Origin of the sequence: Desulfotruncus alcoholivorax DSM 16058 (genome assembly GCF_000430885.1) — a bacterium.
Taxonomy (GTDB): Bacteria; Bacillota; Desulfotomaculia; order Desulfotomaculales; family Desulfallaceae; genus Desulfotruncus; species Desulfotruncus alcoholivorax.
In genome coordinates this window covers 1-25,658 of the sequence record NZ_KE387267.1, presented here as the reverse complement: position 1 = coordinate 25,658, position 25,658 = coordinate 1, and the positions used below count along the sequence as shown (strand labels likewise).

Sequence of the window (25,658 nt, the reverse complement as noted above, 5' to 3'; positions counted from 1 at the left end):
ACTCCTTGAAAAATAATCTATTGATAAACAGATTATGCAGCCGGCTGATATTTGGTTTTAAATCTTCAACAGGTCTTAGCCAATAATTATTCCTGGAGATCCAGACTGGCCACGGTCACGTTTACAGCAGCAACATATAAGTCAGTCATTTCTTCAATATTCTCTTTAATTTTTTGCTGTACCGTTTGAGCGCACTCACGCAGTAACATTCCATACTTGGCCACAATGGCTACATCCACAATAACCTTCTTATCTTCTACCGTAATCTTACTGATATGGGAATAACTTTTACGGGCAAGAATATTGCCCGCCACCCGGCTTTCAACCCCTGCAATGCCTTCGACCTGTGACAGGGCAATGCCAACTATCGTCCTGAGAACATCTTCGTTGTACCTGATGGTTCCCATGCTGTTTTTTTCGGAAGGATAAGCTTTCATTTATTTGCCCTCCTGCACCCGACTTTTTCGTTAATGTAGTTTTTAAAGTTGCCTTTAAAAGTTTTCTTATAAATATAAACCATTATCACAGGGTATATCAATGACCAATGCACCTATCATGCAAAAAATAATCTTATGGAAGAAGGCAAGCACCCGGCAGCCTGAAAATTGTCATTGGGGAATTGCCGCAGCGCAAAGAATAACCGTCTCCTGATTATAAGCAAAGGAAATACGCACAATATGTCGAATAAATCACTGCAGGGGGAGTCAATATGGCCAATAAAATAAGCAACCAATCGTTTACCAAGGAAGAATTACTAAATGCAATGGTGGAAACCCCCCATGAGGCAATAATATTTGTTGACACAGGGGGTATAATCAGGTTTATTAATGAAGGTTACGCAGAATTTCTAGGTTATAGTCCCGAAGAACTAATCAACCGGCACATCCTTGAAATTGTTCCCCAGACGCAATTATTGGAAGTACTTAAAACCGGCCAACCACAGTATGGTGATATTTGGACAATTAATGGCAACAGGGTGGTGGTAACGAGGCTGCCCATTGAAAAGGACGGCCAGATTATTGGCGTGCTTGGGCGGAGTGTGTTTCGTGACGAAATTGGACTGGCTCTTGATTTCGCAAAAAAAATAAAAAAGTTGGAAGATAAACTTGCCAGCTATCGCGCCGAATTGGACCATGTGAGGCGCGCCAAGTATGAAGCTGATGAAATCATTGGTAACAGCGGCAGAATGCTCAAACTTAAAAATAGGATTTATAAAGTGGCTAAAACATCTTCCACCGTGCTTATTACCGGTGAAAGCGGTACGGGCAAGGAGCTGTTTGCCCACGCCATTCATAACGCCAGTAACCGCAGAACCCGGGCTTTCGTACGGGTAAACTGCACGTCGATACCAATGGACCTGCTGGAATCCGAGCTTTTTGGCTATGATGAAGGGGCCTTCACCGGAGCAAAACGTGGCGGTAAACTTGGTAAATTTGAAATTGCCCAGGGGGGCACGATCTTCCTCGATGAAATCGGCGACATGGACAGGACGATGCAGGCTAAGTTACTTAGGGTGCTGCAAGAGAAGGAGATTGAAAGAATTGGGGGCAATAAGCCCGTGCCCATTGACGTCAGGGTTATAGCTGCAACCAATCGCAACCTGGAAGAGATGATGCGCGCCAACCTGTTTAGGGAGGATTTGTACTACCGCTTAAATGTAGTTCTGTTCCAGGTCCCCCCGCTGCGAGAACGAAAAGAAGACATTCCCGATCTGACCTCAGAGCTGGTAAAAAAGCTTAATAAACGGCTTGGAGCAACAATCACCGGTCTCGACCAGGAAGTTATGGAAATGTTCCTCAGCTACGACTGGCCGGGAAATGTACGCGAGTTGGAAAACCTTCTGGAGCAGGCAATTAATCTGGCGGAGGATAAAATTCTTTATCGTTCTGATTTTCCCGTTTTAAAGAAACGCCTGGAGAGGCAGTTGGAAGGCCGCTCTTTCTCCGGCACCGTCAGACCTCTGCATGAAGTAGTGAAGGAAGCAGAAAAAAAAGCCATATTAAAGGCCCTTACCGTTACAGATAACAATAAAAAAGAAGCGGCGCGTTTACTTGGTATCCATCGCTCTGTTTTATATCGAAAACTGGAGCAAATAGAATAAAGTAGTCCCCGCTGCGTTCGGAACTTTCGCACCGCCGTTAGTATTTAGTGATTATATGATCAACTTCCAGACCAGGCTTGTCCTGTAAATTAATCAAGCCGAATTTTGTTTTAACAAGCGGCTTGGCGGGATCGCCAGGGGGGATGAAAACTATTTCGCCTACTGTCCCATCGGTCAATGCTACCAATTCTCCTATATAGCATTCAGCAATCCTGGTCAAAAACGTCATTAAAATTTGGGTGTCCAAAATACCGAAATAATTAAACTGAAACTGCCTGATCACATGAAAGGGACACATTTTGGCCCTGTAAGTCCTATCAGAGGTCATAGCGTCATAGATATCCGCAATAGCCACAATTTTGGCAATTAGCGGTATTTTTGCTTGCTTTAAACCCAGGGGATAGCCGGTGCCGTCGCCCCGCTCGTGGTGCATAAGTGCCCCGATCAGCACTGGATCGGGAGCTTTGGCCTCTTTCAATATTTTATAACCATTGACCGGGTGCTGTTTAACCTGTTCCCATTCTTCCCGGGAAAGTGGACCGGGCTTTTTTAATATATTTTGCGGGACAAGGCTTTTACCTACATCATGCAGCATCCCTGCGACAATAACATCCTTCTTCAGGGTTTGATTTATTTTGATCCAATCACATATAACAGCGCAGATCAGGGATACATTGATGCTGTGCCCCATTGTATGGTCGTCCAGCACGCTGACGTGATTAAGGTACGAAAAAACATCCCCCAAATTATTGCCTATTTTTCCCATTAGCGTGCTCGGCACGCTATGAACCCGGTTCATATCAATAAAGTTGCCGTCACTGATATATTTAATGATACCGGCAACCTCGTTTTCCATCTCGGCATAGGTATTCTGAAATTGCTCCACTTTAACCTTGTCGAGTCGATTGCCTGCGTTATCCGGCAAAACTGAATCACCCTCGACATTAATTTCAGTGTATCCGAGGCGCATAATTGTTTTTATACTCTCGTGTGATAAAACAGTGCCGGCAGAAAGAAGGAGCACCTTTTCCAGATCATATATATTTTCTTCCAAAACCATACCCGGCTTTAACAATTCAACTGAGCATAACAAATTAATTGCCCACCTCTGCTATAAAAACTAAAAATTTACTTTTTATTTTAGCATAAAAAACAAATAACTTATACCAATCATCTTAACTGTTGTATAATTAATACCCAAAAAGTAAACTCCAGTACATCTGTGTCGCAAAATTGCAACACGCGCGACACAACCCTAAATCGTTGTTTTAAAGCCCTGCTCAGGTCTATTTAGACGCAAAATTAAGACACGGAAATAAAAGATACAAGTTAAATATATCGGCAAAAACTCAGACAGGCTTGATAATACCGGCTCCGGGAATATGGTACTGTTCTTGCTATTAATTATATTCCATAATGTTTTGGGGGAGGATACCGATGAACTATAATGAGGAGTATAAGTCCAAGCTTTGCACCGCCGACGAAGCGGTTAAAGTAATTAAATCTGGAGACATTGTTGACTATGGAACTTTTGCCAACCAGGTGGTGGAACTTGACAAAGCATTGGCCAAACGCAAGCCGGAACTAAAAGATGTGTACATCCGCTCCGCAGCCAGGGTTTATGGACCGCCAATGATTGTGCTGTCAGACCCGCAGAGAGAAAGCTTTATTTATAACAGCGGACACTTTACGCTAATTGACAGGCGGGTGCAAGATTACGGGCTTTGCTACTTCCTGCCCATTCTTTTCAGAGAATGCCCCAGTTATACCAATTATACCAGGTGCGACGTCGCCATGATAACCGTTACCCCAATGGACGAACACGGTTATTTCAACTTTGGGCTTTCCAACACCTTCACCAGGGCTGTAATTGATATCGCTAAAAAAGTTATTGTTGAAGTTAACCCGAAAATGCCCAGGGTGCCTGGCGGTAACAATGAATGTGTCCATATATCGGAAGTTGACCTGATTGTAGAAGCAGACTGGAATGTCCCACCTATCCCGGAGATACCGATGTCCGAGGTTGACCAAAAAATAGCCATGTTAATAATGAATGAACTGGAAGACGGGGCCTGCATCCAGTTGGGTATTGGCGGCATGCCGAATGCGCTGGGCAAACTTATTGCGCAGTCCGACCTTAAAGACCTGGGAGCCCACACTGAAATGCTTTGTGACGCCTACCTGGACATGTGGGAGGCGGGCAAGCTTACCGGAAAACGTAAAAATATCGACAAAGGTAAAATGGTGTTCACCTTTGCCCTGGGCAGTAAAAAACTATACGACTTTCTCCATAACAACCCGAGCGTAGCCTCCTATTCTGTGGACTACACCAATTACCCGCATATCATTGCCCAAAACGATAAAGTAATTTCCATTAACGGCGCTCTCGAAGTAGACCTGTTCAGCCAGGTGGCGTCAGAGTCAACCGGCAGCCGCCAGATCAGCGGCACCGGCGGACAGGTGGATTTTGTGGAAGGAGCTTATCTTTCCAAGGGAGGCAAAGCATTCCTGTGCCTGCCATCAACTTATAAAGATAAAAACGGCGAACTGCATTCCCGCATTAAGCCCACCCTGAGTCCGGGTACCATTGTTACCACACCCCGCGCCATGGTGATGTACCTGGTAACTGAAAACGGCATCGCCAACTTGAAATGCAAATCAACCTGGGAGCGGGCTGAGGCGCTCATCGGACTGGCTCACCCGAACTTCCAGGAGGAACTGATCAAAGAAGCCGAAAAAATGAAGATTTGGACCAAATCCAACAAAAAGCCGACCGCCAGCCAGGCAGCATCATAGGAATATACCCATTCTGATGGCAATATTTTTACATTTCCATTATTGCGCGCGTCTAAATACTTTTATCCATAGTCCTTGCCATATATATGGCAAGGCAATTCTTTCCAAAAGTACAAAAATTGGCCCCGTGAATTAAATCCCGGGGCTTTCTATATATTATCCGTAATATTATCCTTGGTTTATCTATGGCGGATTTCTCTTTTTTTGTTTATAATTAGAAAGGTTCACTAATTTTTTGTGAGCAGGGGTGAAATTATGCTCTGTAAAGATTGCTTGTATTTTAAGCAATGGAAGGCTATTGAGGCCGCAATGTGCGAAAAAACAAATAAATCTATTGAAACTGACAGCAGACCCTGTGACGATTTCGTCAGTAAAAAACAACTAACGGACGAATGGGGAGAATCTCATTTGGAAAAATGCAAATGTTGTAATTAAAAAACAATCCCCCCGGACTGCCGGGGTTTTGTTTTTTAAGTATTTTTCTGTATACATAAATCAATATAAAGAAGGGGTTTGTCATTAAAAGGTTATTTATTTTATGCTTGCTGGCGTTATCAGCCGTTTTACCGGCCGGATGTTCGGCCGGGCATGTCACCGGTGTTAAAACAGCACCCTCGCCTGAACCACGCCAGGTTAACATTAATATAGTGGCAGTGGGTGACTTGCTGATGCATATGCCCGTGATTCAATCGGTCAAAAACCCGGAATCAGGCAGATATGAATTCAGTCAAATTTTTTCGCCGGTGCAGGGATTGATTCAAAACGCCGATTACAGTATCGCCAACCTGGAAACCCGCCTGGCGGGCGCGAAATACGGTTATTCAGGTTATCCTGTTTTCAACTGCCCGGCTGATCTGGCCGGTGAAATGAAAAAAGTCGGCTTTGACCTTTTTCTCACTGCCAACAATCACAGCTTGGATCAGGGGGCGGGAGGCGTTATCGCCACCCTGGGCAATATTGAGGCCGCTGGATTGGATCATGTAGGAACATACGGCAGCGCAGATGCAAAAAGCAAACCTTTGATTAAAAACATTAAAGGCATCAGGGTTGGAATCATCAACTATACAAGCATAACCAACGGCATTCCAGTACCGGCCGGCAAGCCTTACCTGGTCAATGTTGTTAATCACCCGGCGATATTAAAGGAGCTCCAAGCTATAAAAGACAGGGGAGCGGACATCATTATCGCCTGTGTCCATTTCGGCAACGAATACAGCCGCTATCCCAGCGAGGAACAAAAGGACCTGGTTAATTTTTTGTTTGATTCCGGTGTTGATGTCGTCCTGGGCAACCATGTCCACGTGGTGCAGCCTGCGGAAATCAGAACTGTGACCGGTAAAAATATTAAAAAAAAGAAATTTGTTATTTACTCACTGGGCAATTTCATTTCCAACCAGCGCTGGAGGTACTCGGACAGCGGCTTGCTAATTAACCTGGCAATTGAAAAAGACCTTGGGAGCGGCCAAACAACCCTGGGAGTAATAAAACTGGTACCAACCTGGGTGGATACCTACCGGGTCAGTGGAAAGCAACACTACCGAATACTGGAAGTTGACCGGGCCATTAAAGATTATGAAAACAAAGCCGACCCGCTGCTAACCGCTGATGATTACCATAGGTTGAAGCAGGTTGCTGACGAATTGAGCCCGAAGTTTTTGTTTTCCCTGGACAGTAATTTTAAACCGGCAACAAGATAATAACCGGCTTGAGATTGCCGCGCTGTACTCACAATGACAATCGTTCAGTCCATGTCATTGCGAGAAGCGAAGCGACGTGGCAATCCCGTTTAGTTGTGCATTTTATATAAGCCCATCGCAATAAAGATAAACCCCGGTGAAGCGGCAATTTTGGTGCCCAAAGAGGAGTTAACAAATATACGGCCCAGCATTAATCCTATACTGGTTAAAATAATCTGGCCAAGTCCTACCATTAGTGCGGTTAATACAGGATTAAAGCCCAGCATAGCAACCGCAAACCCGGCTCCAAAGGCATCCATCGCCAAAGCGAAACCCAGTAAAACAGCCTCCCTGGCACTAATTTGACCTGATTTATCAAGGTCTGCCTCTGATGGTTCCCTTAAAATCGAAATAATTAGCCCCAATGCTTTGATACGTATCTGTATTAATTTCTGTTCAACTTGTTGCTTCATTATTATTTGATTATGTCCAGTCTTACTTTCCAACCTTGACTCCTGCCACCTTTGGAATATCATCCATAAGCCAATAACCAGTAAGATTGCCCCACCCAGGTGGTGCGTAAAAGATATAGAAAAAATATTGGTCATAACATGACCTAAAGTCATGGAAACACTAATTGCCATAACCGACATCATACAAATGATCAGCAAAGAAATTATTGGAACTTTGATATTTTTTATACCATACGCCACTCCTGTGCTCAATGCATCCAAACTTAATGACAATGCAAAAATAATGATCATTAATAATGACAATGACCCAACCCCCAACTTATTAAACCTTTGTTTTATAAGATATGGAGGATTGGGTCAATTGGTGTAAAAATAATTTTTGTATTTGCAATGATACCGGCCGGCCCATGGCATTGCGAGGAGCCCGGCTACGTGGCAATCCCTGTTATTCTTTAATCAATTGCAGTTCACCTTTCTCAGAACTGAGTATCAAAGTATCTCCCGGCGCAATAGCACCTTTGATGATCATCCGGCTGACAGCCGTTTCAACTTCCTGTTGAATCAGCCGTTTTAAGGGTCTGGCGCCATAAGCAGGCTCATACCCCTTGTTAGCCAGGTAATTTAAGGCACTGTCATTCCACTTGAATTTTATGCCGGTTCCGGCAGTGATTCTCCCAGCCAGTTTTTCCAGCAGCAGGCCGGCAATTTGCCGCACCTGGGCCTGGTTAAGGGCATGGAAGACAACAATTTCATCCACCCGGTTGAGGAATTCGGGCCGGAAGTGCTTCCGCAGTATGCCCAGCACGCTGGCCTTCATTTGATCGAAATCCCCGCCCTGCTCCTGCTGTTTTAATATTTCCTGGCTGCCGAGGTTGGAGGTCATAATTACCACCGTATTCTGGAAGTTAACGGTGCGCCCGTGACCATCCGTTAGCCTTCCGTCGTCCAGTAGCTGCAGTAAAATATTAAACACGTCCGGGTGGGCCTTTTCAATTTCATCCAGCAAGATTACGGAATATGGCTTGCGCCGCACCGCCTCTGTCAGCTGCCCGCCCTCCTCATAGCCGACATAGCCCGGAGGGGCACCGATTAAACGGGATACGGCATGTTTTTCCATGTATTCCGACATATCCAGCCTGGTAATGTTGCGTTCATTATCGAACAATGATTGGGCCAGCGCCCGCGCCAGCTCGGTCTTGCCAACTCCGGTAGGTCCCAGGAAAATAAAACTGCCGATTGGCCTGTTGGGGTCTTTGATACCGGCCCTGGCCCGCAGAACGGCATCAGCCACCGCCCTGACCGCCTCGTCTTGCCCGATAACCCGCTTGTGCAATTCATCATCCAGGTGGATCAACTTTTCTTTCTCGCCTTCCATCAATTTGCTCACCGGGATACCGGTCCAGCGGCTGACCACCCTGGCCACATCTTCCTCATCCACTTCCTCTTTAAGGAGCATACCGTGTTTCTGCTTGCCCTCCAGGTGCTCCTCTTCGGCTTTGAGGCGCCGTTCCAGGTCGTTCAGGCGGCCGTATCTTAATTCCGCCAGCCTGTTGAGATCGTACTCCCGCTCTGCGCGCTCAATCTCCTGGCGGGTTTCTTCAATTTCCTTTTTAATCTGGCGCACCCTGGAAATAGACTGCTTTTCCACTTGCCACTGGGCCTTCATGGCATCGGCCTCGCCGCGCAATTCCGCCAGCTGTTTCTTGATTTTATTCAGCCGGTCCTGCGAGACAGCATCCTTTTCCTTGCTCAGCGCTGCTTCTTCAATCTCAAGCTGCATGATGCGGCGGGTAATCCGGTCCAACTCCGCCGGCATGCTGTCAATTTCAGTGCGCAGCCGGGCCGCCGCCTCATCCATCAGGTCAATGGCTTTGTCGGGCAGGAAGCGGTCGGAAATATACCGGTCCGAAAGTGTTGCAGCGGCAACCAGCGCGCTGTCTTGAATACGCACACCGTGGTGCACCTCATAGCGTTCCTTTAAGCCACGCAAAATTGAGATGGTGTCCTCCACGGACGGAGGGTTGACTATTACCGGCTGGAACCGCCGTTCCAGCGCGGCGTCCTTTTCAACATGCTTGCGGTATTCATCCAGCGTGGTGGCACCAATGGTACGCAGCTCGCCCCGGGCCAGCATGGGCTTTAAAATGTTGCCCGCGTCAACGGCACCCTCGGCCTTGCCGGCGCCCACCACAGTATGCAGCTCGTCGATGAACAGGATAATCCTGCCCTGGGACTGCTGCACCTCTTTCAGCACCGCCTTGAGCCGCTCTTCAAACTCGCCCCGGTATTTGGCCCCGGCCAGCAGCGATCCCATGTCCAGACCGGTAATCCGCTTATCTTTCAACCCCTCGGGCACGTCACCCGCCACTATGCGCCTGGCCAGGCCTTCCACAATGGCAGTTTTGCCCACACCCGGCTCCCCGATTAATACGGGATTGTTTTTGGTGCGTCTTGACAGTATCTCAATGGCCCGGCGAATTTCATTGTCCCTGCCGATAACGGGGTCCAGTTTCCCTTCCGCGGCCAGCTTGGTCAGGTCCCGGCCGTATCGTTCCAGGGCCTCATAGGTATCCTCAGGGTTTTCCCCGGTTACCCGCTGGTTCCCCCGGACCGCGCGCAGGGAATTCAGCAACGCGTCCCTGGTTAGCCCGGACCGGCGCAAGGCTTCCCTGGTTTCCGGCTCGCCTTCTTCCAGCAAGGCCAAAAGCAGGTGCTCAACGCTCACATAATCGTCTTTCATCTCCCGGGCCTCTTTCTCCGCCCTCGCCAGAACCCTGGCCAGGCCGGAACCCAGGTGCAACGAACCCTCGTAACCGGTTACCACCGGAATTCTTTTTAATAAAGCTTCAACCTTACCGGTCAGGTCGACGGGATTAACCCCGGCGTGTTCCACAAACCGGAGAACCATGCCCCCCTCCTGGGCTAACAGCGCAGCCAGCAAATGTTTGCCGGTAACTTCCTGGTGATGCTTTTCTGCAGCCAGCTGCTGGGCGGCAGCCAGCGCTTCCCTCGATTTTTGCGTATAGCGATTTATATCCATTGAGCGTTCACCTCCTCTTTAAATGTTCAATTTGATCCTGCAATTCCTCAATACGCTCCAATAGCTCCAAAATAATGGCCGCACCCGGCAGGTTAACCCCCAGGTTACGACGCAATCTCATAATTTTTTCCGCCCTGGCCGCCTGGTCGGCCCGGATACGCCCCTGGCGCAATTCAATAACGCCGAACTCGGCCAACAATTCTAAAATCCCGGGGTGCACTCCCAGTGATTCCAAATCGACCAATGCTTCATCATCTGCCGTGGTCAAAGTATGCCGGTACAGTTCCAGATAATATTTTTTCATCACCCCTGCACCCCTTTCCTGAGTTCGGCTATTTTACGGTAGAGATTTTCCTCTTCTGCCGACAGGTTATCAGGAAGATCGATTTTTACCCGCACATACTCATCGCCCCTGCCGCCCCGGACCGGCAAACCCTTGCCTTTCAAGCGCAAGCGCTTACCCACCCGGATGCCGGCGGGTATCTTCAGGTTAACCGGGCCATTCAGGGTGGGGACAGGAACGCTGTCACCCAGAACGGCTTGCTCGGGCCGCAAAGTAATTTCGGTTTCCAGATCCTGTCCGGATACTTTGAAAACCGGGTGCGGCAATAACCGCACTTTTAAATATAAATCGCCCCTGCCGCCCCCGTTCAAGCCCTCGCCGCCCTGGCCTTTGAGCCTGATACGGCTGCCCTCGCCAACACCGGGGGGAATCTTCACCGTCAGTGTTTTAACGCCGTTTTTCTCACCGGTGCCACCGCAGGCGCTGCAAAAACCGGTATCGTCATACCCGGCTCCGCCGCAGGCGGCACAAAGCTCGCGGGTCGAAAGCTGCAGGTTTTTTTCCCCTCCCCGGTAAATCTCCTCCAGGGAAAGTTCCAATTCCGCTTCAATGTCTCTGCCGCGGACCGGACCGTGCCGTGACGCGCGGGCGGCGCCGCGAAACCCGGCCCCGCCCCCGAAAAGTGTTTCAAAGAAGTCACTGAAAGCGTTTTCCCCGCCACCGCCAAAGTTGGTGTAAAAACTGAAGCCTTCCATATCGGGAGGCGGGCTGAAATCCTGTCCCGCCTGCCAGTTGGCGCCCAGCCTGTCGTATTTGGCCCGCTTTTCTTTGTCTTTGAGCACTTCGTAAGCTTCATTAATTTGCTTGATCTTTTCTTCCGCCTTTTCCTTCTCTTTGCCGGTGTGCAAATCCGGATGCCATTTGCGGGCCAGTTTGCGATAGGCCGCTTTGATTTCTTTTTCGGTAGCGTCGCGGCTGACGCCAAGCACTTGATAATAATCCTGATACTTTATGCCCATTGATAACCACCCCCAGTGGCGCCGGGTGCTGCAATGCGATTAGGCATTGGGCCTTTCCTCATATTCAGCGTCAATTACGTCGTCACCGCCATGGTGTTTAGGGCCGCCACCACAGGTTCCGCCACCGCAGCCGGCCCCGGCCGCACCGCCTTGTGCCTGCCGGTATGCCGCCTGGGACAGCGAGTAAGCTGCTTGCTGCAGATCATCTTTTAATGAGCGAATGCGATCTATGGCAGCCTTTTCTTTGAGCGCAGACTTCAGATTCTCTACCAGCTGCTCAATCCGGGCCTTTTCATGGACGGGAACCTTGTCTCCAAGGTCTTTTATTTGCCGTTCCACCTGGTACAGCAGGGTATCGGCCTCGTTGCGGACCTCCACTTCCTCACGGCGCTTTTTGTCTTCAGCAGCATGGGCTTCGGCATCACGTACCATCCGGTCGATTTCCGCTTGATCCAGGCTGGTTGACCCGCTGATGGTAATGGTCTGCTCTTTGCCCGTGGCCTGGTCACGGGCGCTTACTTTCAAGATGCCGTTGGCATCTATATCAAAAGTTACTTCAATTTGTGGCACACCCCTGGGCGCAGCAGGAATGCCCTCCAGTTTAAACTGTCCCAAAGAGCGGTTATCCCCGGCCATTTCCCTTTCACCCTGCAGCACGTGAATATCCACAGCAGGCTGGTTATCTTCAGCGGTGGTGAACACCTGACTGCGGCGCACCGGAATGGTGGTATTGCGCTCGATGATCTTGGACATCACGCCGCCCAGGGTCTCAACACCCAGTGACAGCGGGGTAACGTCCAGCAGCAGTACGTCTTTTACTTCACCGGCTAAAACCCCGCCCTGAATAGCGGCGCCGATAGCCACCACCTCGTCAGGGTTGACACCCTGGTGCGGGTCCTTGCCGCCGGTCATTTCGCGGACCAGCTTTTGCACTGCCGGAATCCGGGACGACCCGCCGACCAATATTACTTCATCGATATCCTTTTCCGAAAGCTTCGCGTCAGCCAGGGCCGCTTTAACCGGGCCACGGCATCTTTCAACAAGCTGGTGGGTCAGATCGTCAAACTTGGCCCGGGTCAATTTCAGTTCCAGGTGCTTCGGGCCAGCTGCATCGGCAGTGATAAAGGGCAGGCTGATTTGCGTTTCCAAGGTGGTGGATAACTCAATCTTGGCTTTTTCAGCCGCCTCGGTCAGACGCTGCAGAGACTGTTTGTCTTTGCGCAGGTCTATGCCGTAATCCTTTTTGAATTCTTCCGCCATCCAGTCCACAACAGCTTTGTCAAAGTCGTCGCCGCCCAGATGGGTATCACCGTTGGTCGATTTTACTTCAAATACCCCGTCGCCGACTTCCAAAATTGAAACGTCAAAGGTGCCGCCGCCCAGGTCAAAGACCAGAACGGTCTGGTTTACTTTCTTATCCAATCCGTAAGCCAGCGCTGCCGCAGTAGGCTCGTTGATAATGCGCAGGACATTCAGACCGGCGATTTTACCGGCGTTTTTCGTAGCCTGCCGCTGGGCGTCATTGAAATATGCCGGAACCGTAATTACAGCATCGGTTACTTTTTCGCCCAGATATTTGGATGCGTCGTCCACAAGCTTGCGCAGCACCATGGCCGACACTTCTTCAGGGGCATACTGTTTACCCCTGATCTCGAACCTTACCGCATCATTGGGGCCCGGCACTACCTTATACGGCACCAGCTCCCGCTCGCCTGCCACTTCGGAATATTTGCGTCCAATGAACCTTTTAACCGAGTATAGCGTGTTGTTCGGATTTAATACCGACTGCCGTCTGGCCACCTGGCCAACAAGCCTTTCCCCGTCTTCTTTAAACGCCACCACGGAAGGGGTGGTCCGGGAACCTTCGGCATTAACTATTACCTCAGGTTTTCCGCCTTCCATAACGGCAACCACGGAGTTGGTTGTTCCAAGGTCTATACCTATTGTTTTACCCATAATTTTTAACCTCCTTTTTAAAAACAAATTATTTTACCAGTATTTTGAATCAGGCCAGATGATATTATACCGCCGCAATTTTTGACTTTAACTTTGACTATCTCTGACTTTTAATATATACCAGATTTTATATGCCGTCAACCTGTTTTTAGAAAAAAAATAATATGCTTTTATCATTTCCGTCAGCAGGCGTTAATCTAGCCGGCACTGAACCACCAGAAGGCTTGATGCCTGGTGTTGCTTTTCAGAAAAATTCTCACGGATTCGTAACTGGCGCTCCGGTGGTTCGCTCCGCGCGCTTCGCAATGACAAAGGCAAGTATATACCGAGACTTTTTTATTGACAAGAAATGAATTTATAGACTATAATCTGCAAAATAATAATGTAATACAAAGATGTATTATATATTCAACGCAAGCAAAGAAGCTGCCTGAAAGAGAGCAGTTTCTTTTATTTTATTAATTTATTACATGATACCCCTTGGGAGTTGAATTTTATGTATCTGATATACTTTCTGGCCGGGACTGTCACAGGAGCCGCTTTATGCTTTTGGTTAACCAGACGGACGGTCAATAAAAAGCAGCAACAGCAAATATTTAGATTGGAAAAGGCAATTGAAGGCTGGTCCTCTGTTAGCCTGCCCATCATTAAAGATCAGACCTTTACAGGTGAATTTTCCAATCTGGGTATGTCAATATCTTGCCTAATTGATACAACCAGATTGTTGGCCCGGGAGATACAGATTACGGCCCATCAAGTGCGGGCAGGTTCAGAACAAACCGAAACAGCAGCCCGGTCTGCCGCTGATATTAATCAGGCCTTCCAATCAATGCGCAACATGACCATAGCACTTGGCCAAACAAGTGCTGCAATGGAACAGGATTTCCAAAAAAACTCTTTAGCCATCAATAATATAAGTTGCGCCATGGAACAGGTAAACAATGCCATTACGGGTATTACCGGCAGCAGCCGCCTGTTGAAAAACCAAACAGAAATTATGAAAACAGCAGTAGCGCAGGTAAAACTAATATCTGAAAGCATTGGGGAAATATCCAATCAAACAAAATTGCTGGCTTTAAACGCTTCCATCGAAGCAGCCCGGGCAGGAGATCACGGTCGTGGTTTTTCGGTGGTGGCAGCGGAAATAGGCAAACTTTCCGACCGTACTGCAGCAGCAGTGCAGCAAACTTTCAATATATTGGCAGAACTGCAGAAAAACGTTGGCTCAGTAGTGGAAAGCATCAACACCAGTCTGGATTCTTCCAGTATAGTAACCAGTCAGGTAAAAAATATCGGCCACATACTCTCCCAAAGTCTTGGATCCATTGAAAAAGTTAACAACTCTGCCTTGGAGGCCTTTAGCAATATCAACACCAGGCTGCAGCAAACGGCTCAAGTTCTGGAATACCATCTGCAGGATTTGGAATCAGTTGTGCAGACCGGAAAATTGATGGCTGATCTAGCTGAGACACTGGAAAAAACTGCAGCGGGAAATCAACTATCTTACACGATGAACAACGAGCTGGCATCGCACGTCGAAGATATCAAAAACCTGCTGCTGGAAACATCAACCCTGACAGGCATCGTAGCCATGAAACCGGACATACATAAGTCCACATTATCTGAGTTGAAAAACAAATATCAGGATATAGAAGCTATATGGTCCAATGATCACCAGGGAAAGTTCCTTTTTTCTCAGCCGCCGGCTGCCCTGGCCAACGGCAAGGTGAGGGAATGGTGGCAAAAGGCCATGTCCGGCGAGAGGTTTATTTCTCCCGTATACATTTCTGCCATTACCAGGCAGCCCTGCCTAACAGTATCGGTACCAATATTTAACAACGAGCAAATAATTGGGGTACTTGGCGCAGACGTCAAACTGGGCCAAATTCAAATTTAATCAACGGGTATTTAATATATGCAAAATGATAATAAAGCTATAAACATATGCCAAATAATTAAAGAAGAATCAGTGGACATATATTTTCAACCGGTAATTTCCACAAAAATGCGTTCTATCGTAGGGTTGGAAGCTTTAGCCAGAGGATTTTGCCATTCATCAGGCGAGATGATCATGCCCAACCTTTTATTCAGACTTGCTGAAGAACACAATTTAACGCTGGAACTGGACAGATTATGCCGGAAAAAAGCCCTTGAAAAATTCCGGCAAGTTTATTCTCAAAATAAGGAAATGCTTTTATTTTTAAACTTTGACACCTCTATTATTGACTTGGGAGTTGTGGGCTCCGGCCATTTGCTGGACCAGGTAAAACATGCGGGAATCAACCCGCGTAATATTGTGTTGGAAATCATTGAATCCAAAGTTAATAACGTTAGTGAGCTGCAGAGGTTTATCAACGCACACAAAGAACTGGGATTTTTATTCGCTCTGGACGATATCGGCTGCGGCTATTCCAATTTGGACAGAATTGCTTTTGTAAAACCTGACTTAATTAAGGCGGACCGCGCGCTGGTCAAGAATATTAATCAAGACTATTACAAACAAGAAGTGCTGAAATCCCTGGTCAACTTATCCCAAAAAATAGGCGCGTTAGTAGTGGCAGAAGGGGTGGAGAAAGAAGAAGAAACAATTATGGCACTGAAAATAGGCGTAGATATGTTGCAAGGTTTTTACTTTGCCAAACCGACATCAAAAACTGAATGTTCAGCTGAACTCTATACACGTATTGCCGAAGTCTCCCGTAATTTTAAAAACCATATGATCGATCAATTGCATGCCAAGAGACAACTACACAGGATCTATGATTTGCTTATTAAAAAATTCTGTGACAAATTATCAGAACTGACTATTGACGAATTTGACAGACTGTTGCACAAGGTGGTCAATAGTCAACCCAACTTGGAATGCATCTATATACTTAACGAAGCAGGCATTCAAGTTAGCGATACTTTTTGCAATCAAGATAAACTAACCGGACGCCAGGGATTTTTTTTTAAACCTGCCCCCAGAGGAACAGACCACTCCTTAAAAGAGTATTATTATTTGCTCGCCAATACCGGCCTGAGTAAATACACCACCGAGCCATACATATCCCTGGCTTCCGGTAACTTATGCATAACTATATCTACATTTTTTCAAAGTTATGATGGCAAAAACTACATTTTATGCATCGACGGGTATAGCCCCTTGTAGAAACGATTACCTTTAGCTGCTATTAGAAGTCGATCAGCAAGCCCGGGATATTTTACCAGCCTGATCCTTTTGATTTAGCGTTAAGGCAAAAATACCGGCAAGCAGCGGCAGCCATAATAATAAGCGGACTGCCGCCATAAGGCTGAAGACATCCGCAAATTTACCCACCAGGGTTACAGCCAGGCCACCCATACCGATAGCAAAACCCATGCTTAGCCCTGCCGCCATGGCTTTATTATCCGGAATAGCCTCCTGGGCCGCCACCACCGTCACCGAGAAGGATGCCAGCAAGGCAGCTCCCCCCAGACCCAAAAACACATCGCTCAATACACCCTGAGTAATCAAAAATCCATAAAAGAAAGGTGTTGCCAGCGCCAAAGAACCTGCAATCAAGGGTTTGCGCCCGTATTTGTCGGAAATAAATCCCCCTGCCAGCCCACCGGCCGCACCGGCAAAAAGCATCAAGAATAACAGATAGCTTACCCTGCCGGGGTCCGTTTTTTCAGACTTAAAATATAACGGCAGCATGGTGATTAAACCGGTGTATACAAGAGAGCGCAGAGCCACCACGACCATTAACTTGTTTAATTCACCCAGCGCCGGCCGCATGGAAGAAATTATTTCACCAAAGTTTTTTTTCTGAACGGCTTTCTTTTCGCTTCGCGGGGCAAAGATATATAAAAACAGAGCTGCTACAATTCCCGGGATAACCATGACAGTGGTTCCTTTTGCGCCATAAATGGCAAACAAGGGAACCAAAACCACCGGCGCCACCGCCCATCCGACATTGCCGGAGGCCACAAAAGCCGACATGATGAAGCCTTTGCGGTCACCGCTTACTGAAGAAACCATAGCCGAGGCCTGGGGGTGAAATGCGGCGGTACCGATGCCGGCTGCGGCAGCCATTACCAGCAACAACCAATAATTTACGGTCAACCCGGTCAAACTCAATATCAGCGCCATCCACATCGTCCCCACAAAGACCAGCCAGCGCTGGTTTTTCTGGTCAACCAGGTAACCGAATACAGGCTGCACCAGTGATGAAGTAATGGTAAAGGCGGATACCAGTGAACTGGCTTTGGCCACTGAAAAACCCGCCGTTGCCACTATGATAGGTAAGAGCTGCGGTAAAAAATTGTTATACATATCATTGATCAGATGGGCAATGGATAATACACCAAGGGTCACCGTTCTATATCTGGTCTCGCGCATAGGACATCCTCCCCACTTTGGTTTTCTAGGCTTTAGATTTTTTTTTCATTCTCTTTTCTTTTATTTCTTTTAAAGAGCGGAACTGAGTTAAAAAGTAGTTGAGATTGCGCACACGCATGGTTATGTCCGCTTCAAAGTCAGCCAGTGTTTCCCATCCTTTCTCCGTAATAGTATAAATTTTTTTAGCCGGTCCAGGCTCCGCAGTATCCCACCGGAAAACCACCGCCCCCTCCTTTTCCAACTCCTGCAGCACCCGGTAAACCGCGCCGCTATCCACTTGGGGCGAAGGCAGCCTTTCCTGAAGCGCAGTCAGCAACCCACCGCCATGCGCGTCTTTTTCGGCCAGGAACAATAACAAAAAGGCCGGGAGATGACGATAGTTCTTTCCTTTTTTAGAACTGCCCATACCAGTTGCTCCCTTCATCTTTTTAAAACAGTATACTGTAAACAACAGTATACTGCGATTTATTACGATTGTCAATAATTTGGCAGCGCTAAACACATGACACAAGCTGCGTGCAAGCAGCCCGCCCCATATGCAGCCCACACAGCTTCCCAAGCACACGCTTTAAAAAAAATGCGACAACAGAGAACCGCCCCCGCTGTCGCAAAAAATTATACGATTTAGCCTTAGCATTATATCACACATCTTGTGAATATATTTTCATTCACTTATAATTAAATCAAAAACTACTGCTCAGTCTCGAAAAACCTTCTCATAATCAAAGGGATTCCAAAAGTACCCAACAAAACCATACCTATAGCAGTTAGCATACCACCAACCTCCCGGGTTATTTGATCATTTACAGTTTTAGACTTACCGGTTGTTTAAAAAGTTCCTGATAGAGCTGAAAATGAAGTAAAAAACCCCAATATCCACCCATGCAGGAGGTAATATTAATGAAGATACTGATCCCCGTCGACGGTTCGGAATATTCAACGCGAGCCGTCACTTTTGCCGCTGATTTGTTAAAAAGGGCTTCTGATATGGAAGCCGTTCTTCTGTCAGTTATTTATCCCTTTAAGGATAGTAACGCCGGCAGTATTTTGGAAAATGCAAGGGAAAGTTTTGGAAAGAACAGTACCAGGGTAAAAGCAATCATTTTAGAAGGCGAACCGGCGGAAACAATTATCAAGTATGCCAAGGAGAATGGAATAGAGATGATTATCATGGGAAGGCGCGGTTTGGGAACCATCAAGGGGATGGTGCTGGGAAGCGTCAGTTATAAAGTTTTAAGCGGGGTAAATATCCCTGTAACAATTGTAAAATAGATAATAACTATACCCTTGCTGTCTAAAATACCGCTATTTAATAAATATTTAAGATATACTTAAAACAAGTTTAATCTGTATATTCTAATATAAGTAAAATAATACAATATATAAATAGATTAAAAAGGAGGATTTAAATTGACTGAGCTTAATCAGGTTTACAAATGCAACGTTTGCGGAAACATTGTGGAGGTTGTGCACCCGGGCAAAGGAAGTTTGGTATGCTGCAACCAACCGATGGTATTATTTAAAGAGAACACAGTGGACGCCGCCAAGGAGAAACACGTTCCGGTACTCACCAGGGAAGGTAACATTGTAACTGTAAAAGTAGGCAGTGTTGAGCACCCGATGGAAGAAAAACACTACATTGAGTGGGTTGAAGTTATTGATGGCGGTAAAGTGTACAGGCAATATCTGAAACCCGGGGAAAAACCCGAAGCCAGGTTCAATGTTGATGCACCAAACGTCTCGGCCAGAGGTTTCTGTAATCTGCACGGGTTATGGAGCGCTCAGGAGTAACCGGAGTAAAACCGGCACCAGGCAGACTTACTTCCCTGGCCCTGGCCTGCAGCCCCCGCATTAATGGAAACACCTCGCAACTCGCCGCTGCGGCGCTGGCAGAATGCCGGCAGGCGGGTTGTGATACAGAATTTATCCAGCTAACAGATTATCGCTTTGAACCCTGCCGGGCTTGCGGAGCATGCAACACCACAGGAAAATGCGTAATAAAAGATGATGCCCTGCAGCTATTTGATAAAATCCGATCAGCCGACCGTTTGATCGTTGCCGCACCAATTTTTTCAATGGGAATCAACGCCCAGGCTAAGGCATTGATTGACCGTTCCCAGCAATTCTGGGCCGCTAAATACCTGCTGGATCGAAAAGCGGTTGATTTGGAGAACAGACCTGCGCGCGAAGGAATCTTTATTAGTTGTGCCGGAACTAACCTGCCGGGTGTATTTGATGGAGCAATACAGGTAGTAAAATATTTCTTTATGATTATGGAAGTAAAACTGGTTAAAACGTTATGTTACAGTGACGTTGATCTTAAAGGAGAAATACTTGAACACCCCGAAGCCATGGAAGAAGTAAAGGAATATGGCAGGAAGCTGGCGGAATTAGGATAAAAAACTCGCAGCACCCATATCAATGGTTGCTGCGAGTTTTTTTGATTTAACTCTATTCACTTATGGAGTAATAGCATCTTTTAGGCGTAATTATTTTCCCTTCATTCTTTAAGGCTTTAATGGCTTTATCGACTTCTTTTTTGTCGATACCGGTAATTTCCGCAATATCACCCGCTTTTAAAGGTTCTTTGGAAGCTTTTAGGGCTTTTAGAATTATTTCATTAGCACTCACTTTTACACACTCCCTATCTTATTTGATAATACCATTAAAGTCCAATGGAATTTTCAATGGTATAATTTATCCGCGATATAACATCGGCGCCATGTACCCTCTGCTTGTTGGCCGCAACAGCGGTTGTTAAAACCTAACGACTGTTTAAATCAACTAAATAACCGGCAACACTGGTAGTACCAATATCAAAAGCTGTTTCGTATAACTGCGAGGTGGTATTACCCGCTTCCAGCGCAATAATTTTATCATTAAAAAGGTGGAGGTTACACGGTACTCGCCATCTCTTAAAACCACCGGAACACGGCTCAGCAATCTGAGATCCAATGTTACTTGTCCTGGAATATCTCTTAATATCATAATAATTCCCAAGGTATGCTATGTTTGATCGCCGACCAGTTCCACAAACCGGGCACTGTCAAAAGGGCCGTAAGCGGCGGTGGCGACAGAAGGCCCGGTTTGGCTGTTTTCAATTGTTTGGTTTATTATTTATTTATCAGTATTAATCCAAGGATACAAAATAGTGCCCCCAAAATTTTATTAAATCCGAACCCTTCATGATAAAATAATATCCCAATTGGGATAAGTATTACTGCAAGTGCTATATTGGCGACCAAAGAGCCCAAGCTTATTTTCCAACCCGCCCTATATGCCAATAAGTACCCCAACTCAAGACCAACAATTGAAACGCCAAGCATAATACTTGTCCAGTTGATATCTTTGAAAGATTCTAAGAATCTTTTATCATCTTTATAAAACAGGAATGCAAGATAGGTAAAGAACGTGGCGGTCATGTATGTAACCATTAACGCACAAAAAGGATTGGCTCTCTCAGGCGTCGACTTTTGACATATATTGTATAATATATTTGATGCTACGATAAGTACTATTGAGAAAATATACATAAACATTTTTTTCTCCAGTGATTTATTTTTCTTGATTTTCTTGACCGTACCGATTAGGACTAATTGAAGCCTTGTACACTTTAATAAATTGTTAAGAGTTACTTAAATTAGCTGTAAGTTTTTCAGCTTATATTATAATAAGTAATATCACAAACAACCCCCATACAAGGAGGCCGGTTACAAATGGAATGGAAATGTGATCAATGCGGTTATACATTTAAATCTGAACCTGAAAAGTTACCGGAAAAATGTCCCTCTTGCGGTCAGAAATGTTCTTTTTTAAACGTCAGTTGCTATACACCGGATTGCTGCCCCACTCCCGAAGGATGCGGCATAGACACTCGTCTTGGGAAAAAGTAACTTGTATGTTTAGTGCCCGGTAAATTATTAATCACCCCAATCACCCCATGAAACATCATTTTAACGAGAGGCAGCATAAACAGCATACAGGCATATTATAACACCGTCTCCCAAACAAGAGAACCGGGGATAGATAAACAGGACATCTATTATCTATCCCCGGTTTTTTAATCGCCCGCAAGTCGATATTAAGTAAATTTGTTTTTAAATTTCCGTTATAAGGTTATTCTTTGCTTTTACCCTCCTGAGGTAATAGTCATCAGTCTGATGTTAGCACCGTCGACCAGCGGTTCCGTATAACACCGGCCACAAAGTAATAGTTTCCCGTCCACTATAACCAATGTCATGGCATCGACGGATGCTCCGGCCGCCTTTATCGCATCTGCCACGGTCATACCTTTTTCAAAGTTGATTTCTCGCCCGTTTAACGTAATCATCAAAAATCGAAAAGCACCTCTAATTCATAGTCGTTGATATCGAACCGTGAACCGGTTGTGGCAGAGCGCTCCCGGTAAAAGAAGCCGGGGAGCCTGTCGTCTTCGGTTGTCATGCCGGCCAGTTTATTAAATGTCCTCTCGGTCAACAGCGTTTTGACTCCTATGGTTGCAACGCGGGAAATGTCACTATCACCGCCGTACAGGGCCGCCATCAGTTCTGCAAGCAGCGGTATTCCTGGTACAGCGTGGGCAAAGGCGAATATACACATCATGCTATCGGCAAACGCCATGGCAACTTGCAACTTATTGGAAACATATGCTTGTGCCGCCCGCCCGCAATCATCGAAAGCACGGCCCATCGTCAGGCCGGCGGTATGGTCAGCACCCATCGGGCTCGTGGCATAGGTGATACCCGTCCCCTTCGTGTTGCGTGGATCATATCCGGATATTGCTTGGTGTTTTACCACCGGGATACGTTTGCACCCAAGGCTTTTGCCCACAGCCTCACAACCGTCCCCAAGAAGGTTGCCGAATTCTGTGCCCTCATCTATCTCATTTAATAGAGCGAGAGCGGCATCCGCATCACCCCACTGAATTTTACCGGTTTCCATACACGTGGCAACGGCGTTGGCAATTTCAATAGTATCCACACCGAGATCATCGCAGATACGATCCATCTTGGCAATAGTATCTAAATCGGCAATGTGACAGTTTGGCCCTAGACAAGCTACTGCCGTGGTCAAGCACTTTACCCATTACGTGTCGTCTATATAAATAACAATATCCAATTTCCCACTTCGTTTACAAGGTGGGGATTATTTGTCGCTTACGTACCTCCTCGGCAGATGTAAGCCTGCCTTCCTTCCGGCACTGCTCACAGAGCGGGTGTTCGGCAATATATCTGTTGCGGATCCGTTTCCAGGCTCGGCCATAACGTTTGCGTGTTGCTGGATCCCGCTCGTATTTGTTGTAATGTGCATCCACTGCTTTTTGGTGTTCTTCGCAAAATCGGCCGTCCGTTAGCTTTGGGCAGCCGGGATAGCTGCATGGACGTTTTGACTTTATTGGCACAGTTTCACCTCCAAAAGGCATAAGAAAAGCCCCCGCAGGTTAGTCCCGCGAAGGCTATCTCATGCAATTGTCTATGGTATCAGTTTAGCAGAAACCTTTCGTCATTTTCGTCAACTTTTAATTGACCTGCTAAACATAACCTGAGCATAATTCTCAATGTCGTTAGGCGTTAACATATTGTACTTTTGCTTTACAGCAGAGAAATACTCGCCGATAGCTTCTTTACTGATTGTGCGGTTAGAATGTGCATCGGCAGGCAGATTGCCACGCGTTTTCAGCCAAGGCATTTCTGAATGTGTAAACCGCTCCAGTATTTTTCCACTGTAGCAGCAAAGGTTCTGAATAACACTGTCAATGATCGCTTTCTCCGCACCCGTAAACACAGAAACATCAAACTCATTATTGCTTTCAATCGGGTTAAAACGATAACTGGAATAGCGATTATATATTTCCCGGTAGACCGGGCCATGCACCCATGCTTCACAATCCTCAGTAAACAAGAAACTGTTCATAAAAGCATAGTAGAAGCCCTGAATGTAATATAGGGCTTTCTGCAATGCCAGCGGCGTAATGTCTTCGCACTGGAACAATAGGTAGCCGATAACCTCATCCACTTTGGAAGCCGCAGTTTTTTGTCCGCCAAGCAATTCTACTGTGGCACGTTTACTCTTTTCATACGCAGTTTGAGATTTCAGGTTTCCTTTGTTTTCTTCCAGCAGCGACAGGTAAAAAGCCGGTTCCTCGTAAATTCTCTGCAGCACATCGGAATACTGCTTTATCGGCATATCACCGTCACAATATCGGGTAAACGTCATTTCTCCCCAGCCCAAAAGCAAGGAGAGCGGACGTTTTCCAATGTTGTACTTTTGTGGAATCTCCAAGATTTTTTCAAGCAAAATGATGCCGTTCTTTTGGCGATAAGCATCATATAGCGCTTTTAAGTTTTCATCCTCAATTTTCGCTGCATAAACTTCACCACCGCATTCGGCACATACCGCTTTCTTTCCGATAAACTCATATTCTTCACCTTTCAATGTTCCTTTCATAGTAACACTTTCAGCAGAATAGTCGACATCTTTTCTGCATTCCTCACAGAATGTCATTTTCTCATTCATAAAGCTTCCTCCTTTCATTCCCGACCATTACCGAAACAGGTAATCAACCGGCTTGTTACGCTTATGGAACGATATAACCACCACACGCTTTCCTCCATCGAGGTCGATAATATTAAATTTGCTATAAATATCTACTATTTCTTCATTGCCTTCAAAATTAAACAACATGACCTGCTGACAAAAAACATATAGGACCTCATTTTCAAATCCCAAATTCGTATTTTGCAGCGTATGGCAGAAATCCTCCGGCGAAATTTTCAAAAGAATCTCTTTCTGCTTTTTGCTGGTGAGGTTATATTCGTTTATGAAATCGATGTTTTCCTGTCTATTCTCGTTTTTTGAAATAACAAATCGGCTCTCTCTTACGCATCCTGTATTGTCTGCAAAACAGCGACAATTTGCTCTTTGGTATAGTTTTGATTATAATGCGGATTCATTGCACCACCTCTTTGTAATGCAATGATACTATATTATACGCCATTTGTAAAGTTTTATGCATCAATTAGTACATTTTATTTTTAAAGAGTGCTCTCGGCACTTGCCAGAAAGCACTCTTTAAAATATCAGACAGCCATATTCTGTTCCTTTTCATTAAAGCGATGCTTCTTCAGAAACTCGTTATGCTTGCGACGCGGATACCGCTCATCATGCTCACCGATAGAAAACGCGATCTGCTGCCACGTCATGCCGTTGATGTACCGGAGCGACAGGATTATGCGCATCTGGCTGTCCTCGACGCCGTTGATGTAACAGTTCAAGCGGTTGAGTTCGTAGAAACATTTTTTCAGGTTTAGGTCAATGCTATTTAGCCCCGGGGTTTCTCCGGTTAACCACAAGCGAGCAGAGCGGCTAATGAAACTGGAAGGCATTAGATCTAAGCTGGCTAAAAAGTATAAGGCAACAACAAATTCAAAGCACCACCTACCAGTGGCGGAAAATATTTTAAACCGGGAGTTTACAGCAACGAGACCCAATATTAAAATGGTCAGCGATATAACCTACCTATGGACAGAAGAAGGCTGGCTTTATATAGCTGCTGTAATGGATCTATGTGGCCAAAAAATAGTTGGGCTCTCAATGAGCGAGCGAATGACGAAAGAGCTTGTTATTAATGCTCTGGATCGCGCCTGTAAAAGGTATAAAGTAGCCCCGGGGGCGTTAATCCATTCCGATCGTGGTAGTCAGTATTGCTCAAACGATTATCAAAATTACCTTAAGAGGCATGGATTTATTTGCAGCATGTCCCGGAAAGGGAACTGCTGGGATAATGCCCCGATGGAGGCCTTCTGGGGGAAAATGAAGTACGAGTGGCTCTGCGAACAACGTTTTCTAACTCGTGAACAAGCTCGCGCCGCAGTATTTGAATATGTTGAGATATTTTATAACAGACAGCGATTACATGAGACCAATGGCTACCTTACACCGGAGGAATATT

The 25,658-nt window shown here is 46.3% G+C and carries 25 protein-coding genes and 2 pseudogenes; 10 read left to right on the top strand and 17 right to left on the bottom strand.

Going from position 1 to position 25,658, the window contains the following annotated elements:
• Window positions 1-86: 86 nt before the first annotated feature.
• Entirely contained in the window at window positions 87-437 is a 351-nt protein-coding gene (locus H569_RS0118195; protein WP_027366142.1) for an Asp23/Gls24 family envelope stress response protein, read from the bottom strand.
• A 272-nt stretch (window positions 438-709) separates the two neighbouring features.
• Between H569_RS0118195 and H569_RS21025 the strand changes: the two genes are divergently transcribed.
• Entirely contained in the window at window positions 710-2,101 is a 1,392-nt protein-coding gene (locus H569_RS21025) for a sigma-54 interaction domain-containing protein (RefSeq protein ID WP_051273757.1), read from the top strand.
• A gap of 37 nt (window positions 2,102-2,138) precedes the next feature.
• On the opposite strand, the gene H569_RS0118180 is transcribed toward H569_RS21025, so the two are convergent.
• Window positions 2,139-3,194: an HD-GYP domain-containing protein gene (locus H569_RS0118180; protein WP_027366141.1), complete on the bottom strand. Its 1,056-nt coding sequence runs from the start codon at window positions 3,192-3,194 to the stop codon at window positions 2,139-2,141.
• Between the two features lie 344 nt (window positions 3,195-3,538).
• On the opposite strand from H569_RS0118180, the gene H569_RS0118175 reads away from it, so the two are divergent.
• Window positions 3,539-4,897 (top strand): acetyl-CoA hydrolase/transferase family protein, encoded by a 1,359-nt coding sequence (locus H569_RS0118175; RefSeq protein ID WP_027366140.1) that lies wholly within the window; start codon window positions 3,539-3,541, stop codon window positions 4,895-4,897.
• A gap of 542 nt (window positions 4,898-5,439) precedes the next feature.
• Window positions 5,440-6,594, top strand: a complete 1,155-nt coding sequence (locus H569_RS21020) for a CapA family protein (protein ID WP_081411112.1) — start codon at window positions 5,440-5,442, stop codon at window positions 6,592-6,594.
• A gap of 89 nt (window positions 6,595-6,683) precedes the next feature.
• On the opposite strand, the gene ytaF is transcribed toward H569_RS21020, so the two are convergent.
• From ytaF to dnaK, 5 genes are all read right to left on the bottom strand, one after another.
• Complete coding sequence (gene ytaF, locus H569_RS0118160) at window positions 6,684-7,349, bottom strand: sporulation membrane protein YtaF (RefSeq protein ID WP_027366138.1); 666 nt, start codon at window positions 7,347-7,349, stop codon at window positions 6,684-6,686.
• 142 nt (window positions 7,350-7,491) lie between these two features.
• Window positions 7,492-10,086: an ATP-dependent chaperone ClpB gene (gene clpB, locus H569_RS0118155; protein ID WP_027366137.1), complete on the bottom strand. Its 2,595-nt coding sequence runs from the start codon at window positions 10,084-10,086 to the stop codon at window positions 7,492-7,494.
• A 7-nt stretch (window positions 10,087-10,093) separates the two neighbouring features.
• Complete coding sequence (locus H569_RS0118150; protein ID WP_027366136.1) at window positions 10,094-10,390, bottom strand: chaperone modulator CbpM; 297 nt, start codon at window positions 10,388-10,390, stop codon at window positions 10,094-10,096.
• The gene (locus H569_RS0118145) at window positions 10,390-11,388 is read right to left on the bottom strand and encodes a DnaJ C-terminal domain-containing protein (RefSeq protein ID WP_027366135.1); all 999 of its coding nucleotides are present in this window, start codon (window positions 11,386-11,388) and stop codon (window positions 10,390-10,392) included. Before H569_RS0118145 ends, H569_RS0118150 begins: the two co-directional genes overlap by 1 nt.
• Before the next feature lie 39 nt (window positions 11,389-11,427).
• The gene (gene dnaK, locus H569_RS0118140; protein ID WP_027366134.1) at window positions 11,428-13,344 is read right to left on the bottom strand and encodes a molecular chaperone DnaK; all 1,917 of its coding nucleotides are present in this window, start codon (window positions 13,342-13,344) and stop codon (window positions 11,428-11,430) included.
• 496 nt (window positions 13,345-13,840) lie between these two features.
• Between dnaK and H569_RS0118135 the strand changes: the two genes are divergently transcribed.
• Both H569_RS0118135 and H569_RS0118130 read left to right on the top strand, forming a co-directional pair.
• The gene (locus H569_RS0118135; protein WP_027366133.1) at window positions 13,841-15,241 is read left to right on the top strand and encodes a methyl-accepting chemotaxis protein; all 1,401 of its coding nucleotides are present in this window, start codon (window positions 13,841-13,843) and stop codon (window positions 15,239-15,241) included.
• 18 nt (window positions 15,242-15,259) lie between these two features.
• Entirely contained in the window at window positions 15,260-16,495 is a 1,236-nt protein-coding gene (locus H569_RS0118130; protein ID WP_027366132.1) for an EAL domain-containing protein, read from the top strand.
• A gap of 33 nt (window positions 16,496-16,528) precedes the next feature.
• Here H569_RS0118130 and H569_RS0118125 read toward each other — a convergent pair whose 3' ends face one another.
• Window positions 16,529-17,707, bottom strand: a complete 1,179-nt coding sequence (locus tag H569_RS0118125; protein WP_027366131.1) for an MFS transporter — start codon at window positions 17,705-17,707, stop codon at window positions 16,529-16,531.
• A 25-nt stretch (window positions 17,708-17,732) separates the two neighbouring features.
• Window positions 17,733-18,113: a PadR family transcriptional regulator gene (locus H569_RS0118120; protein WP_027366130.1), complete on the bottom strand. Its 381-nt coding sequence runs from the start codon at window positions 18,111-18,113 to the stop codon at window positions 17,733-17,735.
• A 494-nt stretch (window positions 18,114-18,607) separates the two neighbouring features.
• On the opposite strand from H569_RS0118120, the gene H569_RS0118110 reads away from it, so the two are divergent.
• From H569_RS0118110 to H569_RS0118100, 3 genes are all read left to right on the top strand, one after another.
• On the top strand, window positions 18,608-18,979 hold the full coding sequence (locus H569_RS0118110; RefSeq protein ID WP_027366129.1) for a universal stress protein: 372 nt from the start codon (window positions 18,608-18,610) through the stop codon (window positions 18,977-18,979).
• 138 nt (window positions 18,980-19,117) lie between these two features.
• The gene (locus H569_RS0118105) at window positions 19,118-19,498 is read left to right on the top strand and encodes a desulfoferrodoxin (RefSeq protein ID WP_027366128.1); all 381 of its coding nucleotides are present in this window, start codon (window positions 19,118-19,120) and stop codon (window positions 19,496-19,498) included.
• Window positions 19,480-20,106, top strand: a complete 627-nt coding sequence (locus H569_RS0118100; RefSeq protein ID WP_034631381.1) for a flavodoxin family protein — start codon at window positions 19,480-19,482, stop codon at window positions 20,104-20,106. Before H569_RS0118105 ends, H569_RS0118100 begins: the two co-directional genes overlap by 19 nt.
• A 52-nt stretch (window positions 20,107-20,158) precedes the next feature.
• On the opposite strand, the gene H569_RS0118095 is transcribed toward H569_RS0118100, so the two are convergent.
• Both H569_RS0118095 and H569_RS0118090 read right to left on the bottom strand, forming a co-directional pair.
• Window positions 20,159-20,338, bottom strand: a complete 180-nt coding sequence (locus H569_RS0118095; protein WP_027366126.1) for a helix-turn-helix domain-containing protein — start codon at window positions 20,336-20,338, stop codon at window positions 20,159-20,161.
• Window positions 20,339-20,820: 482 nt separating this feature from the next.
• A complete protein-coding gene (locus tag H569_RS0118090) occupies window positions 20,821-21,246 on the bottom strand; it encodes an EamA family transporter (protein ID WP_027366125.1) in 426 nt (141 codons plus the stop codon).
• Between the two features lie 177 nt (window positions 21,247-21,423).
• Here H569_RS0118090 and H569_RS23770 point away from each other — a divergent pair, with 177 nt between their 5' ends.
• Window positions 21,424-21,600, top strand: coding sequence for a rubredoxin-like domain-containing protein (locus tag H569_RS23770; RefSeq protein ID WP_407638109.1), 177 nt, complete (start codon window positions 21,424-21,426; stop codon window positions 21,598-21,600).
• 236 nt (window positions 21,601-21,836) lie between these two features.
• Here H569_RS23770 and H569_RS0118085 read toward each other — a convergent pair whose 3' ends face one another.
• The 6 genes and pseudogenes from H569_RS0118085 to H569_RS22680 all read right to left on the bottom strand — a co-directional run bounded on the left by H569_RS0118085 (window position 21,837) and on the right by H569_RS22680 (window position 24,945).
• Entirely contained in the window at window positions 21,837-22,040 is a 204-nt protein-coding gene (locus tag H569_RS0118085) for a ubiquitin family protein (protein ID WP_027366124.1), read from the bottom strand.
• Window positions 22,037-22,780: an aldehyde ferredoxin oxidoreductase C-terminal domain-containing protein gene (locus H569_RS21015; protein ID WP_051273754.1), complete on the bottom strand. Its 744-nt coding sequence runs from the start codon at window positions 22,778-22,780 to the stop codon at window positions 22,037-22,039. The genes H569_RS0118085 and H569_RS21015 overlap by 4 nt, the downstream gene beginning before the upstream one ends.
• 67 nt (window positions 22,781-22,847) lie before the next feature.
• Window positions 22,848-23,108: pseudogene (locus H569_RS21010) on the bottom strand (HNH endonuclease); the annotation flags it as partial.
• Between the two features lie 110 nt (window positions 23,109-23,218).
• On the bottom strand, window positions 23,219-24,223 hold the full coding sequence (locus tag H569_RS0118070) for a type II toxin-antitoxin system antitoxin SocA domain-containing protein (protein WP_027366123.1): 1,005 nt from the start codon (window positions 24,221-24,223) through the stop codon (window positions 23,219-23,221).
• A 27-nt stretch (window positions 24,224-24,250) separates the two neighbouring features.
• Complete coding sequence (locus H569_RS23510; RefSeq protein WP_309294797.1) at window positions 24,251-24,388, bottom strand: hypothetical protein; 138 nt, start codon at window positions 24,386-24,388, stop codon at window positions 24,251-24,253.
• Between the two features lie 398 nt (window positions 24,389-24,786).
• The gene (locus H569_RS22680; protein WP_157833584.1) at window positions 24,787-24,945 is read right to left on the bottom strand and encodes a hypothetical protein; all 159 of its coding nucleotides are present in this window, start codon (window positions 24,943-24,945) and stop codon (window positions 24,787-24,789) included.
• Between the two features lie 103 nt (window positions 24,946-25,048).
• On the opposite strand from H569_RS22680, the pseudogene H569_RS20995 reads away from it, so the two are divergent.
• Window positions 25,049-25,658: pseudogene (locus H569_RS20995) on the top strand (IS3 family transposase); the annotation flags it as partial.